The 15,883-nt window shown below is 61.2% G+C and carries 13 protein-coding genes; 5 read left to right on the top strand and 8 right to left on the bottom strand.

Translation table 11 applies throughout. The annotated features are described in order from the left end of the window. Positions 1-10: 10 nt before the first annotated feature. Positions 11-1,021 carry a hypothetical protein gene (locus tag PVW51_RS03040; protein ID WP_274573567.1) on the bottom strand — a complete coding sequence of 337 codons (1,011 nt, stop codon included), beginning with the start codon at positions 1,019-1,021 and terminating at the stop codon, positions 11-13. 115 nt (positions 1,022-1,136) lie between these two features. Further along, positions 1,137-3,848, bottom strand: coding sequence for a preprotein translocase subunit SecA (gene secA / locus PVW51_RS03035; RefSeq protein WP_274573566.1), 2,712 nt, complete (start codon positions 3,846-3,848; stop codon positions 1,137-1,139). Between the two features lie 169 nt (positions 3,849-4,017). On the opposite strand from secA, the gene PVW51_RS03030 reads away from it, so the two are divergent. The 5 genes from PVW51_RS03030 to PVW51_RS03010 all read left to right on the top strand — a co-directional run bounded on the left by PVW51_RS03030 (position 4,018) and on the right by PVW51_RS03010 (position 8,574). Continuing rightward, the gene (locus PVW51_RS03030; protein WP_274573565.1) at positions 4,018-4,866 is read left to right on the top strand and encodes a peptidylprolyl isomerase; all 849 of its coding nucleotides are present in this window, start codon (positions 4,018-4,020) and stop codon (positions 4,864-4,866) included. A gap of 3 nt (positions 4,867-4,869) precedes the next feature. Next, positions 4,870-6,096 carry a bifunctional glutamate N-acetyltransferase/amino-acid acetyltransferase ArgJ gene (argJ, locus tag PVW51_RS03025; protein ID WP_269363318.1) on the top strand — a complete coding sequence of 409 codons (1,227 nt, stop codon included), beginning with the start codon at positions 4,870-4,872 and terminating at the stop codon, positions 6,094-6,096. A gap of 19 nt (positions 6,097-6,115) precedes the next feature. Beyond that, entirely contained in the window at positions 6,116-6,514 is a 399-nt protein-coding gene (locus PVW51_RS03020) for a (deoxy)nucleoside triphosphate pyrophosphohydrolase (RefSeq protein WP_114273978.1), read from the top strand. A gap of 339 nt (positions 6,515-6,853) precedes the next feature. Beyond that, positions 6,854-7,771, top strand: a complete 918-nt coding sequence (locus tag PVW51_RS03015; RefSeq protein ID WP_269363314.1) for a diacylglycerol/lipid kinase family protein — start codon at positions 6,854-6,856, stop codon at positions 7,769-7,771. After that, entirely contained in the window at positions 7,768-8,574 is an 807-nt protein-coding gene (locus PVW51_RS03010; protein ID WP_274573564.1) for a metallophosphoesterase family protein, read from the top strand. The genes PVW51_RS03015 and PVW51_RS03010 overlap by 4 nt, the downstream gene beginning before the upstream one ends. A gap of 6 nt (positions 8,575-8,580) precedes the next feature. Here the strand turns inward: PVW51_RS03010 and infB are convergent, their stop codons facing one another. From infB to pip, 6 genes are all read right to left on the bottom strand, one after another. Beyond that, positions 8,581-11,052, bottom strand: a complete 2,472-nt coding sequence (gene infB, locus PVW51_RS03005) for a translation initiation factor IF-2 (RefSeq protein WP_269363311.1) — start codon at positions 11,050-11,052, stop codon at positions 8,581-8,583. A 9-nt stretch (positions 11,053-11,061) separates the two neighbouring features. After that, positions 11,062-11,682, bottom strand: a complete 621-nt coding sequence (locus PVW51_RS03000) for an RNA-binding protein (protein WP_114273982.1) — start codon at positions 11,680-11,682, stop codon at positions 11,062-11,064. A 22-nt stretch (positions 11,683-11,704) separates the two neighbouring features. Beyond that, positions 11,705-13,324: a transcription termination factor NusA gene (nusA, locus tag PVW51_RS02995; protein WP_269363309.1), complete on the bottom strand. Its 1,620-nt coding sequence runs from the start codon at positions 13,322-13,324 to the stop codon at positions 11,705-11,707. Beyond that, entirely contained in the window at positions 13,324-13,905 is a 582-nt protein-coding gene (gene rimP / locus PVW51_RS02990; protein ID WP_269363307.1) for a ribosome maturation factor RimP, read from the bottom strand. The genes nusA and rimP overlap by 1 nt, the downstream gene beginning before the upstream one ends. A gap of 138 nt (positions 13,906-14,043) precedes the next feature. Further along, positions 14,044-14,904 carry an ABC transporter substrate-binding protein gene (locus PVW51_RS02985; RefSeq protein WP_269363305.1) on the bottom strand — a complete coding sequence of 287 codons (861 nt, stop codon included), beginning with the start codon at positions 14,902-14,904 and terminating at the stop codon, positions 14,044-14,046. Beyond that, positions 14,901-15,872 carry a prolyl aminopeptidase gene (gene pip, locus PVW51_RS02980; RefSeq protein ID WP_269363303.1) on the bottom strand — a complete coding sequence of 324 codons (972 nt, stop codon included), beginning with the start codon at positions 15,870-15,872 and terminating at the stop codon, positions 14,901-14,903. The genes PVW51_RS02985 and pip overlap by 4 nt, the downstream gene beginning before the upstream one ends. Positions 15,873-15,883: the final 11 nt, after the last annotated feature.

The following is a 15,883-nucleotide window of genomic DNA, read 5'->3' as shown; positions in this document are numbered from 1 at the left end:
GAGTGCGGTTTTAGTTTCCCGCGACTTTCAGGTCTTGGAGCAGATTATTCAACACCAGAAAGCTGCCAACCGCATCGCATTCCGGGACGGAGAGCATCAGGTCCTGTGTTCTGATCTGGCCGTCACCGGTCAGTTGAAGCGATTGCGCCTCGGCCTCGATGCCGCAATTGGCTTTGGTGACCTCGGTTTCGACGCTCAGTGCAATGGTGCCAGCCCGTTCCGATCCGGCCTTGGGAAAGGTATAGACCTCGGCCAGCAAGGGATCAGCCGCCGCGATATCCCCGTGCCGCGTCAGCACACCACCGCGTCCGATCACGGCATCGGCCACCTCGCCGGGGGCTTCTTTCCAGTGGTGACCGGCATCGCCGTAGTTTGCGCCGAATTCGCGGGCGTGAATTTCAAAATCGGCATTGCCTTTCCACTGCACCACAGCGCGGTCATAGTCGATCAGTTCCTCAACCTCGGTCTGTGCAACCGCACCTTCGCCGTTGCCGAAGGCCAGGATGAACATGGCGTCACGTGCCAGAGCGGGAACAGTGGTGTTCAGCGCGCCCTTTGCATCGGTGGTTTCGGTAAAGATCATGCCGTTGTGGTGCACGGTGACCCGCTCATTCGGAAAACAGGGCGCATCCAGCCGCAGGTTGACCATGGCCGCCGCAATGGCCTGGGCTTCGGCGGTGATGTCACAGGCCGGGACCGGGTCCGCAGAGCCTGGCGCGGGCGGGCCTTCGAGAACGCTTTGCGGTGCGCGCACCTTGATCACATTCTCATCGGGCTCCGATGCGGCAAAGGCGGAAGTCGCAGGCAGATCATCGGCACCCTTGAACTCGCCCGAGGTCAGCCTGATCTGCTGCACATCCAGCAGGGCGCTGGTGGCGGTATCTTCCAGCTCTCTGGGCGCGGGCCTGTCCTGGTTGCCGTATCGCGCTTTGGCCGTATCGGAATTCTGCATGACAAAGCCGATACCGATGGCACAGGCCAGCGTGCCTGCAACCGTCAGAATTTCCTTCATACGCGCCATTACCTGTCCTCCAGAAAAGGAATCGTTCAGGGAATGAGTGCCTTGGAATCTGGGCTAGCGTATGACGGTGACGTGCTGGGAATTGGGCGAAATCGGGACAAGGCCCGATGTCACCTCAGGACAGGCGGCCGTGGCAATGCTTGAATTTCTTGCCCGATCCGCAAGGGCAGGCGTCATTGCGTGACGGGTTGCCCCATGTGGTCGGATCATCCTCGACAAAGCCCTCTGCAGCGGCAACCGGGGAGGGCGCCGGCACATTCGGTTCCTGCGCGCCCGCATCTGCGGCCTTTTGCATTGCCGCCTGCCGCTGCGCGATCTCCTGCATGAAGGCGTTGCGCTCTTCCGCGGACACCGGCTGCGCCTGACACAGTTTCTGAGTCACGTCCTGGCGCAGGCTGTCCAGCATGCTTTCGAACAGCTGAAAGCTTTCGTTCTTGTATTCGTTCAGCGGGTCACGCTGCGCATAACCCCGGAACCCGACAACGGACCGCAGATGCTCAAGGGTCATCAGATGGTCGCGCCATTTGCCGTCAATCGATTGCAACAAAAGCTGTTTTTCGATGGTGCGCATGTTTTCCGGGCCAAAGGCTTCGGTTTTTTGTGCGATCATCTTGTCCGTTGCCTCGATCAGGCGCTCGCGGATCACCTCGTCGTCCGCGCCCTCTTCCTCGCACCAGGCGATGATCGGCAGGTCGATGTTCAGATGTTCGATCACGGCCGCATAGAACCCTTGTGTGTCCCATTGATCCGCATAGGTGCGCGGCGGCATATAGGTGTCGATCAGATCGTCGATCACCTGATGGCGCATATCGGTGACGATCTCGTTCAGGTCCTCCGCTTCCATGATGTCGCGGCGCTGGCCAAAGATGACCTTGCGTTGTTCGTTCATCACATCGTCGAATTTGAGCAGCTGTTTGCGGATGTCAAAATTGCGCCCCTCCACCTTGGCCTGTGCGCGTTCCAGCGACTTGTTGACCCAGGGGTGAATGATCGCTTCGCCTTCTTTCAGGCCAAGTGTGGTCAGAACCTTTTCCAGACGTTCAGAGCCAAAGATGCGCATCAGGTCGTCTTCCAACGACAGGAAAAACGAGGTGCGTCCCGGATCACCCTGACGGCCCGAGCGGCCGCGCAACTGGTTGTCGATCCGGCGGCTTTCGTGCCGTTCAGAGGCCAGAACGTAAAGCCCCCCGGCCTCAAGCACCTTTTGCTTTTCGTCCGCATGCTGGGCTTCGATCTCTGCCCGGATCTTTTCGGGGTCCGCTTCGGGGTCATTGTCCAGTGCTTCGAGCACCTTCAGTTCCACATTGCCGCCCAACTGGATGTCGGTGCCGCGCCCGGCCATGTTGGTGGCGATGGTCACGGCCCCGAACTTGCCCGCATCGGCGATGATCTGCGCTTCCTGTTCGTGCTGGCGCGCGTTCAGGACGTTGTGTTCAATGCCCGCAGCCGTCAGCAGCTGGCTCAGCTGTTCGGATTTCTCGATGGAGGTGGTGCCAACAAGGCAAGGCTGCCCCTTAGCATTTGCCTCTTTCACCTTTTCGATCATCGCATCGTATTTTTCCTGAACGCTGCGATAAACGGCATCATCTTCGTCGACACGGGCGATGGGCAGGTTTGTCGGCACTTCGACCACACCCAGACCATAGATTTCCTGGAATTCCTCGGCTTCGGTCAGCGCGGTGCCGGTCATCCCGGCCAGCTTGTCATAAAGCCGGAAATAGTTCTGGAAGGTCACAGAGGCGAGGGTCACGTTCTCTGGCTGGATCGTGGTGCCTTCCTTGGCCTCGATCGCCTGGTGCAGCCCGTCCGACAGGCGGCGGCCCTGCATCATCCGGCCGGTGAATTCGTCGATCAGCATCACCTCGCCGTCGCGCACGATGTAATCGCGGTCTTTCAGGAACAGCTTGTGTGCGCGCAGGCCCTGGTTGACGTGGTGCACGATGGTGGTGCTTTCAGGGTCATAAAGGGTCTGACCGTCCTCCAGCAGCGACCGGGCGCGCAGTTGTTCTTCCAGGAACTCGTTGCCCTCGTCGGTGAAGGTGACGTTGCGGGTCTTTTCGTCGAGCTCATAATGTTCGGGCTGCAGCAGCGGGATCACCTTGTCGATGGTGACATACATCTCGGAACGGTCCTGCGCAGGACCGGAGATGATCAGCGGCGTCCGCGCCTCGTCGATCAGGATGCTGTCGACCTCGTCCACGATGGCATAGTTGTGATTCTTTTGCAGAATTTCGTCGAGGTTCGACTTCATGTTGTCGCGCAGATAGTCGAATCCGAGCTCGTTGTTGGTGGCATAGGTAATGTCACATTCATATGCCGCGCGCTTGGCGTCTTCGGGCATCTGCGACACGGCGGCACCACAGGTCAGGCCCAGCGCATTGAACACCTTGCCCATCCAGTCGGCGTCGCGTTTCACCAGATATTCGTTGACGGTCACCACATGCACGCCCTTGCCGGACAGTGCATTCAGATAGGCTGCCAGGGCCGCGGTCAGTGTCTTGCCTTCGCCCGTCTTCTGTTCCGAGATATTGCCCTGATGCAGGAAAATCGCCGCCATCAGCTGCGTGTCAAAGGCGCGCAGGCCCAGTGTGCGGCGGGCAGCCTCGCGGCAGTTGGCAAAGGCTTCGGGCAGGAGGTTGTCAAGGCTTTCACCTGACAGGGCGCGTTTGGCCAGCTCCTCTGTCTTGTCCTTGATGCCGGCGTCGGTCAGCTTTTCAAAGTCTGGTTCCAGTGCATTGATCTGATCCACCAGCGGGCGGGTCGCCTTGATTTTGCGATCGTTTGGCGTGCCAAAGACCTTTTTGGCGATTGTTCCGATACCCAGCATGTGCTCTCCAGCCGATTTTTATGTGTGGCAGCGATCTGCTTGCCCAGCGCTCAGTCAGACCATAGATGTATGGGGAAACGCCTGAGCCGCGCCTGATAGGCGATGTAAGGGCCGCACATAACACTGTCAATGTAGCAGCCCCTCCCGGGGCGTAACGATAGGACAATCCATGCACAAACGACTCACTTTCGTGGCCGCTCTGGCCGTTTCCGCCTGCCTCGGCCTGCCTGCGACCGCGCAGGACACGCCGCAGCTTGATACCGTGGTGGCAACAGTCAACGGCACCGATATTACGCTGGGCCACATGATCATCGCCCGCGCGCGCCTGCCCGAACAATATCAGCAACTTCCCGACGACGTGCTGTTCAAGGGCATCCTCGAACAGCTGGTTCAACAAACCGCCCTCAGCGACAATTTTGAGGGCGATTTGCCCGCCCGTGTCACCCTGTCACTGGAAAACGAGAGCCGCTCGCTCAAGGCCGGTGAAGTGATCGAAAAGATCATGGCGGAACCGCTGGACGAAGCGGAGGTTCAGGCCGCCTATGACGAACAATACGCCAGCGCCGAGCCGGAAAAGGAATTCAACGCCGCGCATATCCTGGTCGAGACGCAGGAAGAGGCACAGGCGATCAAGAAGCAACTGGATGAAGGTGCCGATTTTGCCGAACTTGCACGCGAGAAGTCGACCGGCCCCTCCGGTCCCGGTGGTGGTGCACTGGGATGGTTTGGCAAGGGCATGATGGTGCCTGCCTTCGAGAACACCGTGATGGAGATGGAACCGGGCGCGGTTTCCGACCCGGTCGAGACACAGTTCGGCTGGCATGTGATCAAGCTGAACGAGGTGCGCGACACCGAAGCGCCTGCGCTGGACGCTGTCCGCGAAGAGATCGAACTGCAGCTGCGCCAGACCCGTGTTCAAACCGCCATCGAGGAAATCACCGAGAAGGCTGACGTGGATCAATCCGCCGCCGAAGGGATCGACCCGGCGGTTCTCAAAAACGTCGAATGGCTGGAGTAAGAATTGGGCAAGATCACACAAGTCTCCCCGCTGGCCCCTGCGGCCTTCCCGCAATTGCCGGTCATTGGCGGTGTGCGTTTCGCCACCGCCTCTGCCGGGGTCAAATACCAGGGCCGCACTGATGTGATGCTGGCGGAACTGGCGCCGGGAACGGCGGTGGCCGGGGTCTTTACCCGGTCCAGGACCCGCGCCGCGCCGGTGCTGGATTGCCAGGACAAGATCGGCGGTGCCTGCGATGCGGGGGCCGCGATACTGGTGAACTCGGGCAACGCCAATGCCTTTACCGGCAAGAACGGTGTCGCCTCGGTGCAGGCCATCACATCGGCTGTGGCAGCCGCCTGCGATGTCCCGCAATCGCGTGTCTTCACCTCCTCCACCGGCGTGATCGGCGAACCCTTGCCGCATGAGCGGGTCACCGCCAGCCTCGCCGAGCTGCAGTCCGGGCTGGATGCCGGCGGCATTGCCGCCGCGGCCAAGGCCATCATGACGACCGACACCTTTCCCAAGGGCGCGTCGGCGGAAATAGAGGTTGGTGGCACAACGGTTAAGATTGCCGGGATCGCCAAGGGTTCCGGCATGATCGCCCCCGACATGGCCACGATGCTGGTCTATATCTTTACCGATGCCGCGATTGATCAGGCGGCGCTGCAGGCGATGATCAGCACAGGCGCGGACAAGACATTCAACTGTATCACCGTGGACAGCGATACATCGACATCGGACAGCCTGATCGTCGCCGCCACCGGCGCGTCGGGCCAGGACGTGACGGGGAATGCGGAATTTGCCGCCGCCATGCATGGTGTGATGCTGGATCTCGCCCATCAGGTCGTGCGCGATGGCGAGGGTGCGACGAAATTCGTCGAGGTCGCCATCACCGGTGCCGCATCGGATGCAGACGCCAGGACACATGCCATGGCAATCGCCAATTCACCCCTGATCAAGACCGCCATCGCGGGCGAAGATCCGAACTGGGGCCGGGTTGTCATGGCCATCGGCAAATCCGGTGCAGATGCAGATCGCGACCGCCTGTCGATCCGTTTCGGAGAGGTGGAAGTCGCCAAGGATGGCTGGCGCAGCCCCAATTACTCCGAGGAAGCCGCAGCCGCCCATATGAAGGGCGAGAACATCGTGATCGCCGTGGATCTGGGCCTCGGGGCCGGCACCGCCACGGTCTGGACCTGTGATCTGACGCACGGCTATATCGCGATCAATGCCGACTACCGCTCATGACCCCGCAGAGACGCCTGAAGTGAAGGTTGTACTTGTCTCTGCCGTTGCGCTGATCGACGTCGACGGGCGGGTCCTGTTGGCGCAACGGCCCGAGGGCAAGGAAATGGCGGGCTTGTGGGAGTTTCCGGGCGGCAAGGTCGAACCGGGCGAAACACCTGAAATGGCGCTGATCCGCGAGTTGCAGGAGGAATTGGGGATCAATACCTGGTCTTCCTGCCTGGCGCCGCTGACCTTTGCCAGCCACAGCTATGACAGGTTTCACCTGCTGATGCCCTTGTTTGCCTGCCGCAAATGGGAAGGCACGCCGCGGTCGAACGAAGGTCAGTCACTGAAATGGGTGCGCCCGAACGATTTGCGCAACTACCCGATGCCAGCGGCCGATATCCCGCTTATCCCCGTTCTCCGAGACTGGTTGTGAAACAAAATTGCGCAACCGCCCTAAATTTGCGCACCAAAGTTAAGCTTTTGTAAAACAATTTTGTGGTAATGCTCTTATTGTTTGGTAAACTGATTTCAACTTTCTGGGGAGGAAGCAGTATGTTGCGCACGATTACGATCGGTTCCTGTATTTCCGTGCAGGGTATCTTTGTCGGCAACACACCAAACGGACAGATGACCGTGCAGGTGGACGACAAGATTTATAGCGGAAAGCCTGTGAATCGGAGCAACTGACGGAATATTTTGGCGTCTGACGAACTTCGCCCGACCTTGGGCGTTGTCCTCTGGGGCATCTGCCCTTTTGTGATAGGGGCAGAAGATGTCAGACCAACGAACAATCGTGATCCTTAATGCTGCCTCCGGCAGTCAGGATGGCGATGACAAGAGATCGGCAATTACCGCCGCGTTCACCAAGCGTGGACGCGGCGTCGATTTTATCAATGTCCAGGATCATGACAGTGTGGAGGCCGCGGCAAATGCGGCGCTGGCCGACCCGGACGCTGCCCTGGCGATAGCGGGCGGTGACGGCACGATCTGCGGCGCGGCCTCTGTGCTGGCGGGCAGTGGCCGTGCCATCGGCATCATCCCGGCGGGCACATTCAATTACTTTGCCCGCTCTCTGGGCCTGCCACAGGAAATGGATGCGGCGGTGGAAACCCTGATCACGGGACAGCCCCGCGCGGTCAATGTTGCAACCGTCAATGACCGGATGTTCCTCAACAACGCCAGCATCGGGGCCTATGCGGCAATCCTCCAGACCCGCGAGGGGACCTACCGCCGCTGGGGCCGCAGCAGGTTGGCGGCCTATTGGTCCGTGGTGAAAACTCTTGTGACCTTCCGTGCGCCACTGCGTCTGAACGTCAGGGTCGACGATCAGACCCTGACCCGCCGCACCCCGATCATCTTTGTCATCAACAACGCCTACCAGCTGCAGCAAATGGGGCTGGATGGCGCGGAGGCCGTGGCGGCAGGTGAACTGGTGGTGCTGATCGCCCCCAATACCGGGCGCCTGGGTCTGTTTCGCCATGCAGCGGCCCTTGCCCTTGGCATTGCAAAATCTGAAACTGATTACGAAATGATCAGCGGGAAAAACATCGAAATCGTGATGAAACGGAAACGCCGTCCGGTTGCGCGGGATGGGGAGATCACCCGCATGGGCGGGCCCTTTACCCTGCGCCACGCGGCAGATCCCTTGCGGATCATGGTCCCGCGCGATGCGCCGCCTTCCGTGCGATGACCCGGCTGATCCACCTGTCCGATCTGCATTTCGGCAAGGACCGTGCCAATCTGATCGAGCCACTGCTCAGGGCGCTGTCGGAACTCGGACCTGATCAGGTTGCGATCTCGGGTGATTTGACCCAGCGCGCGCGGCGGCGGGAATATATGAGCGCCCGCGCGTTTATCGACCGGATCAACGCGCCGGTGCTGTGCATCCCCGGCAATCACGACATCCCCATCCACCGGCCCCTGACGCGCTTTTTCCGGCCTTTCGGGCATTATCGCAGCTATATATCCCGCGATCTGACCCCGCGTGTCGAAACCGAGCAGATGGTGATGGTCGGCCTGAACACCGTCGACCGCTTTCAATGGCAGGCAGGTCGCCTGTCCGCGTCCCGGTTGCTCAGGGCCTGCAATGCCATGCGGGGCGCGCCTGCCCATAAGCTGCGCGTGCTGGTCGCCCACCATCCGCTTGAGCACCCCAGAGGCGTCAGCAAGAAACCCATCCCCGGCGCTGCCGCTGCGCTGGAGCGCCTGATTGGCTGCGGTGCCGATCTGATCCTGTCGGGGCATCTGCACCTGTGGCACGCCGGAGAATTCGCCCACCGCGCCGGGGAAGAATTGCACCGCAATGCGATCCAGCTGCATGCGGGCACCAGCCTGTCGTCACGGATGCGCGGCGAACCCAATGATTTCAATCTGATCGACATCTCGCCAGATACAATTCACGTCGCCCGGCAAAGCTTTGACGAGGAAACGGGCCGGTTTGAAACGAAAGAGACCCGGCAATTCAGCCGGGTCCCTGACAATTTTCAAAGCTGAACGCGATCAGCTCAAGGTCCGGGTGACTTCCTCACGTTCAAAGATTTCGATCACGTCATCGGGACGGATATCATCGTAATTCTCGAAGGCCATGCCGCATTCCTGACCGGACTGCACTTCGGGCACTTCATCCTTGAACCGCTTGAGCGTTTTCAGCGTCCCTTCGTGGATCACGACGTTGTCGCGCAGCAGACGCACACCGGCAGAGCGCCTTGCGACACCTTCGGTGACCAGACAGCCGGCAACCTTGCCCACACCGGTGACCTTGAAGACTTCCTTGATGGTTGCATAACCAATGAAGTTCTCCTTGATCTCGTTGCTGAGCAGGCCGGAGGCCGCAGCCTTCACATCGTCCACAAGATCGTAGATCACCGAATAATACCGGATCTCCACACCCTTCTGGTTGGCTGTGTTGCGCGCGGATGCGTTGGCACGGACGTTGAAGCCCATGATCGGGGCACCGGATGCTTCGGCAAGACCCACGTCCGTCTCGGTGATCGCACCGACACCGGAGTGAAGAACCCGCACGCGCACCTCGTCGTTGCCGATCTTTTCCATCGCCTGAACGATGGCTTCGGCAGAACCCTGCACGTCGGCCTTGACCAGGATCGGCAGTTCGGAAACATCCTCGTCCGCCTTGGCATTGGCCATCAGCTGTTCGAGAGTGGTCGCCGCACCCGCCGCAGCGCGTTTGTCCTTGGCCGCTTTCTCGCGGTAGCTGGCGATCTCGCGCGCCTGAGCTTCGGTGCTGGTCACGTTCAGCACGTCGCCTGCTTCGGGTGTCCCGTTCAGGCCCAGAACCTCGACGGGAACAGATGGCCCGGCTTCCTTCACACGCTCGCCCTGATCGTTGATCAGCGCACGCACCTTGCCGTATTGTTCGCCCACGACAAAGATGTCGCCCTGGCGCAGCGTGCCGTTCTGGATCAGAACCGTCGCCACGGGGCCGCGGCCCACGTCAAGCTGCGCTTCGATCACGGCACCAACAGCGGCACGGTCCGGGTTCGCCTTGAGCTCCAGGATCTCGGCCTGCAGCGCGATGGCCTCAAGCAGTTGATCCAGGCCCTGACCGGTGGTCGCGGAAACCTCCACGTCCTGAACGTCGCCCGACAGCTTTTCCACGATGACCTCGTGTTGCAGCAGATCGGTACGGACCTTGTCCGGGTTCGCGGCAGGCTTGTCGATCTTGTTGATCGCCACGATCATCGGCACCTTGGCCGCTTTCGCGTGATTGATCGCTTCGATGGTCTGCGGCATCACCGCATCATCCGCAGCCACAACCAGCACCACGATGTCCGTCACCTGAGCACCGCGCGACCGCATCGACGTAAACGCCGCGTGGCCCGGTGTATCGAGGAAAGACAGCACGGCACCGTTTTCGGTGGTAACCTGATAGGCCCCGATGTGCTGGGTGATCCCGCCAGCTTCGCCCGCGACGACCTTGGCGTTGCGGATTGCATCCAGCAGCGATGTCTTGCCGTGGTCGACGTGACCCATGATGGTGATGACCGGCGGACGGCCAACCAGATCCTTGGGATCGTCGATGACTTCCTTGATGACATCCTCGACGTCGGAATCGGAAACGCGGACAACCTTGTGGCCGAATTCCTCGATGATCAGTTCGGCGGTATCGGCATCAATGGTTTCATTCTGCGTCACCATCATGCCGTTGTTCATCAGCGCCTTGACGACTTCGCCCACACGTTCGGCCATACGGTTGGCCAGTTCGGAAACGACAATCGCCTCGGGCAGTTGCACATCGCGCACGACCTTTTCACGCTCGACAGAGCCACCCATGGCCTTCTGCCGTGCGCGTTCCTGCTTGCGCTTCATCGCAGCCATCGACCGCTGCCGTCCGCCTTCGCCGCCGGTCAGCGCCTGATTGACCGTCAGCTTGCCGGAGCGACGGTTGTCATTGCCGCGGTTCTTCTTGTTGGTTTCCTCGCGGTCACGCTCGGTCTTGCGGGGGGCTTGCGCCGGTGCCGCCTTGTTGTTCGGCGTGCGGGCAACGGCAGGTTCGGAAGGCGCTGCTGCCGCAGCTTCGGCAGCCGCAGCGGCCTCGCGGACCTTTGCGGCTTCTTCCTCGGCCTTCGCCTTGAGCGCTTCTTCGCGCTCTTTTTCCTCGCGTTCTTTCTCTTCCTGCTCAGCCCTGCGGCGCTCGCGGTCTTCCGCGCGGGCCTTTTCTTCGGCTTCGCGGGCTGCGGCCTCTTCGGACTCGCGGGCCTTGGCGGCCTGAACAGCCCTCAGGCGGCGATCCATTTCCGCATCGGTGATCCCCGCAGGACGCTTGGAAGGGTCCCCAACCGGAGATCCGCCAGCACCTGCCTTACCGGCACCCGGCTTGGGCACCACAACGCGCTTGCGCTTGGTTTCGACTACGACGTTCTTGGTCCGCCCATGGCTAAAGCTTTGCTTTACATTCCCCGGACGCGCGCCTCCGCGCAGACCCAATGTTTTCTTGCCGTCACTATCGCTCATCTAGCTCGTCTATCCTTTCGACTGGCCCTTGCCAGTCTCGTTTTTGCGCACGCCTTTAAGTCGTTGGGCTTCCTCTACAACACGTAGCGTGAGTCCACCAGAGGCGAGCGCCCCATGTATCACAGTTTGACGTCCGAAAGCCAAACCCAATTCATCTGCCGTCAGCCATCCGATGTAATGGCCGTAGTGCGGCGTGCTTAACTTGCTCTTGCCGCGACCCGATCCGTCTGACGCCTGGATCAGCACTTCTGCCTCTTCGGACTGCAGCCAGCTCTTTACCTTTTCGTAGCCCGCAACGGCACGTCCGCCCTTGCGCTGCAACGAAATAAGGTCGACCACGCGCCGGGCAAGCTGCTTTTCCACTTCATCAGCCAACCCTTCAGGTACATTCACCTGCTGCTTGGCTGCACGGGTAAACAGCTTTTTCTTCACCGCCAGTTCAATCGCATCGCGATCCGCCGCGACATAGATGCCGCGCCCCGGCAGTTTGCCCAGAATATCGGGCACAACCTGCTGATCAGGGCCAACCACAAAACGCACAAGCCCGAACTTGGGTTGCACCTCGCCCGTCGAGATACATTTGCGTTCGGGACCGTCAGACCGATCCTTGGTTGCGCCACCGCGACCCATCAGGTGCTTCCGGGGCCTGCGATCAGGCCCCGGCCTCCTCGGCTGCTTCGCCGTCTTCGTCGGTTTCTTCAGCCGCTTCAAGATCCGCAGGATCGACCCAGCCCAGCATGACGCGGGCGGTCATGATCATGTCCTGCGCTTCCTCCAGCGAGATGTCGAAGGGTTCAAGCGTGCCATCGTCTTTTACACGCTCGCCATTCACGGTTGTCCAACCGCCGGCCAGTTCCCAGTCGGCGCAGGTTGCAAAGTCTTCCAGTGTCTTCACGTCATCCTTTGCCAGCGCTTCAATCATCTGGGGTGTCAGGCCCTCGAATTCAACCAGGCTGTCTTCGACACCCAATGCGCGGGCGGCTTCCAGGGCCGCCTTGTTCTGCGCTTCCAGCACGTCACGGGCACGGGCCTGAAGCTCGGCGGCGGTATCTTCGTCCACACCGTCGATCACCAGAAGCTCGTCAACCTCGACATAAGCCACTTCCTCAAGGTTGGTGAACCCTTCGGAGACCAGAAGCTGGGCAAAGAATTCGTCCAGGTCCAGATTGTCCATGAACAGCTTGGTGCGCAGCTCGAACTCGGCCTGACGGCGCTGGCTTTCCTGCTCTTCGGTCATGATGTCGATATCAAGACCGGTCAGTTGGCTGGCCAGACGCACGTTCTGACCGCGACGGCCGATGGCAAGCGACAGCTGCTCTTCGGGGACGACGACTTCGATCTTGCCGGCTTCTTCATCCAGAACAACCTTGGACACTTCCGCAGGCTGCAGCGCGTTCACCAGGAAGGTCGGCTGATCCTCGTTCCAGGGGATGATGTCGATCTTTTCGCCCTGAAGCTCGTTCACCACGGCCTGCACGCGGCTGCCGCGCATGCCGACGCAGGCGCCAACCGGGTCGATCGAGCTGTCATAGGAGATGACGGCGATCTTGGCGCGCGAACCGGGGTCGCGGGCCACGGCCTTGATCTCGATGATGCCGTCATAGATTTCGGGCACTTCCATCTTGAACAATTCGGCCATGAACTCGGGCGCTGTGCGCGACAGGAAAATCTGCGGCCCGCGCTGCTCGCGGCGCACGTCCTTGATATAGACGCGGATACGGTCGTTGGGCCGGTAGCTTTCGCGGCCGATCTTTTCGTTCCGGCGCAGGATCGCTTCGCCAGCGCCCACATCGACGATGACGTTGCCGTATTCCTCGCGCTTGACCAGGCCGTTGATGATGGTGCCTGCGCGGTCCTTGAATTCTTCGTACTGGCGGTCACGCTCGGCTTCGCGGACCTTCTGCAGGATCACCTGCTTGGCCGATTGCGCGGCGATGCGGCCCATTTCAACGGGGGGCACTTCCTCAACCAGCGTATCGCCGACCTTGGGATCGTCCATGTACTGCCGGGCTTGCTCAACCGTGAACTCGGCCTGGTAGTTTTCCAGTTCCTCATCCTCGACCACCGTGCGGACGCGGGTAAAGGTGGCGCGCCCGGTCTTGCGGTCGATGGACACACGGATGTCCATTTCCGCGCCATAGCGGGACTTGGCCGCCCGGGCGAGCGATTCTTCCATCGCTTCGACCACCAGACCGGGGTCGATCATCTTTTCACGCGCCACCGCTTCGGCGGTTTGCAGCAGCTCAAGCTGGTTGGCAGATGTAATGGCCATTAGTCTTCTCCCTCAGCAGACCCGTCATCGGTCTGAACTTCATCGAAATCTTCTTCATTCAGCGCGCCGGCCGCCTTGCGTTGGCGCAACATTTCCTTGATCAGCTCGTCCGTCAGCACCAGCTTGGCGTCCGACAGCCAGTCAAAGTTGAGCCCGATGGTCCCCTCTTCGACGTTGATCAGCACTTCGTTCCCGTCAATCCCGGCCAGCTCGCCCTTGAAACGGCGGCGGCCGTCGATCAGCTCGTCCGTCTCGATCTTGGCCTCGTAGCCTTCGAACATGTCGAAATCCTTGAGCCGGGTCAGCGGACGGTCGATGCCGGGGCTTGAGACCTCCAGCGTGTATTCATCGAGGATCGGGTCTTCGACATCCAGCACGGTGCCGATGGCCTGATTGATCAGCGCAAGGTCATCAACCTCGATCCCGCCCTCGGGCCTGTCGGCCATGATCTGCAGGGTCGTGTTCTTGCCTGACATCAGTCGCACGCGCACCAGTTCAAACCCCATGTCCTCGATCACCGGGGTGATGATCTCGGCCAGGCGGCGGTCAATGGCGGCTTTTGCTATCAGATCGTTGGACATGGTTCTTTCAGACACAAAAAAACGGGCGCGCGGCCCGTGTTCAAGATCGGTGGAGCGTTTGGTGTGGACCCGAACGCGCCGCTGTTGGCAACCATATACGCCGGGTTGCCGCCAATCGCAAGGCCCCCCGCGCAAGGCTCATCCGAACCACCAGCGTTCCGCCGCGCGCAGGTTGTCCAGCGGGCGAAGGGGGCTGACCTGCGCGGGCTGAGCGACGGCGGCGCTGACGGCCTGCACCGGGTGCCGCGCGTCGGGCATCAGGTGAATATCCGGCAAACCGGCAAGCGCGCCCGCGTCGCGGATATCCACCGCGTCGACCAGGTATTCGCCCAGCGCCTGGCCACGCACCGGTTCGGAAGGGATCGAGGTCAGCTCGACCTCGTCAAACCAGCCCGCCGTGCCGTCGCGGTAGTGGCTGGCTGTTCGCGTCGCCAGAACCTGCTGGCCGGGCCGGAACCGGCGCAGCTGGTAAAGCCCGGTGCCGATGCCTGCCTCCGGTGCATGGGCGGGCCGGATCACGTACTCAGGCCCCGACAGCATCAGCGGCAGCCCAACGTTCGGTACTTCCAGGGTGATTCTCAGCTGGTCGGGGCGCATTGCACGCACCTCTCCCGCCACCAGCCCGCGCAGGCTGGCCACCGCATCCGCCGCCGTAAAAGCAGCACCGTCATGGAACCGTACCCCGCGACGCAGGTCGAAATCCCAGACCCGCGCATCGTCCGAGGCCTGCCAGCCCAGCGCGAGTTCCGCGCGCAGGGTGCCATCTGCGGCCACTTCGGTCAGGGTGTCGTAGATCAGCCCCTGCCGCGCCACCTGCATGAACAACCCATCACCCTGCGACCACGAATCGCTGCGGGATCCGCCCGACAGCGCCATCCGCAAACGCCCGCCACGTGCGGGCACGCCCGCCGCGCCAACGCCCGTGGCGGCCAGCAAGGCCGCCGCCGCGGCACTGGAAAAGACCGCGCGTCGGTCAAGAAGGGTGGTCCTGCGGCTCATAGCTTCGCGATTCTGTCCATGGCGCGCACCAGCTCCGCACTGATCCCCGGTTCCGACAGGGCATGGCCCGCATTGCGCACCATCAACAGCTCCACACCGGGCCAGCGTTCCGCGATCCTGTGGGCGCTGACCGGCGGACAGATCATGTCATACCGCCCCTGCACGATGGTGCCGGGGATATGCGCGATACGCGGCATATGTTCCACGATCTGGCCGTCGAACTCCAGAAAGCCCGCATTGGTGAAATAGTGATTCTCCAACCGGGAAAAGGCGCGGGCATAGTCGGATGGCCCCTCATGCGATGCCCCCGACGACTGGATCGACGCCAGCGCGTTTTCCCATGCGGCCCAGGCCCTGCCAAAGCGCTGCTCAATCGGCAGATCGCCCGAAAACAGACGCCTGTGGTAGGCCTTGATCAGGTCGTCCTGTTCTTCTTTGGGAATCAAGGACACGAAGCGGTCCCAGACCTCGGGCCAGAATTTCCCGGCGCCGCCGCCATAGAACCAATCCAGCTCCGACTGTGTCATCAGGAAAACGCCGCGCAAGACCAGGTGGCGCACGGCATCCGGGTGTGTCTGGGCATAGACCAGCGCCAACGTCGCCCCCCAGGACCCGCCAAAGACGATCCAGCGGTCGATCTTCAATTCTTTGCGAATCATCTCGATGTCCGCGACCAGGTGCCAGGTGGTGTTGTCCGTCACGCTTGCGTGGGGCCGCGACCGTCCACAGCCGCGCTGATCAAACAGAATCACCCGATAGACGGAGGGATCGAAATATCGGCGCATCGACGGGCTGCAGCCGCCACCGGGGCCACCATGCAGGACCACAACCGGAAGCCCATCCGGGTTGCCGCATTGTTCGTAATAAACCCTATGCCCCTGCCCGACCGACATCATCCCCTGATCGAAGGGGTCAATGGGCGGATAAAGATACTGCGCCGCGCGCATTTGGTCGGGATACTTGTCCATGGGGGACCTAT

Source organism: Sulfitobacter sp. PR48, assembly GCF_028807335.1.
Classification (GTDB): Bacteria; Pseudomonadota; Alphaproteobacteria; order Rhodobacterales; family Rhodobacteraceae; genus Sulfitobacter.
This window is presented reverse-complemented; position numbering and strand designations above follow the sequence as displayed.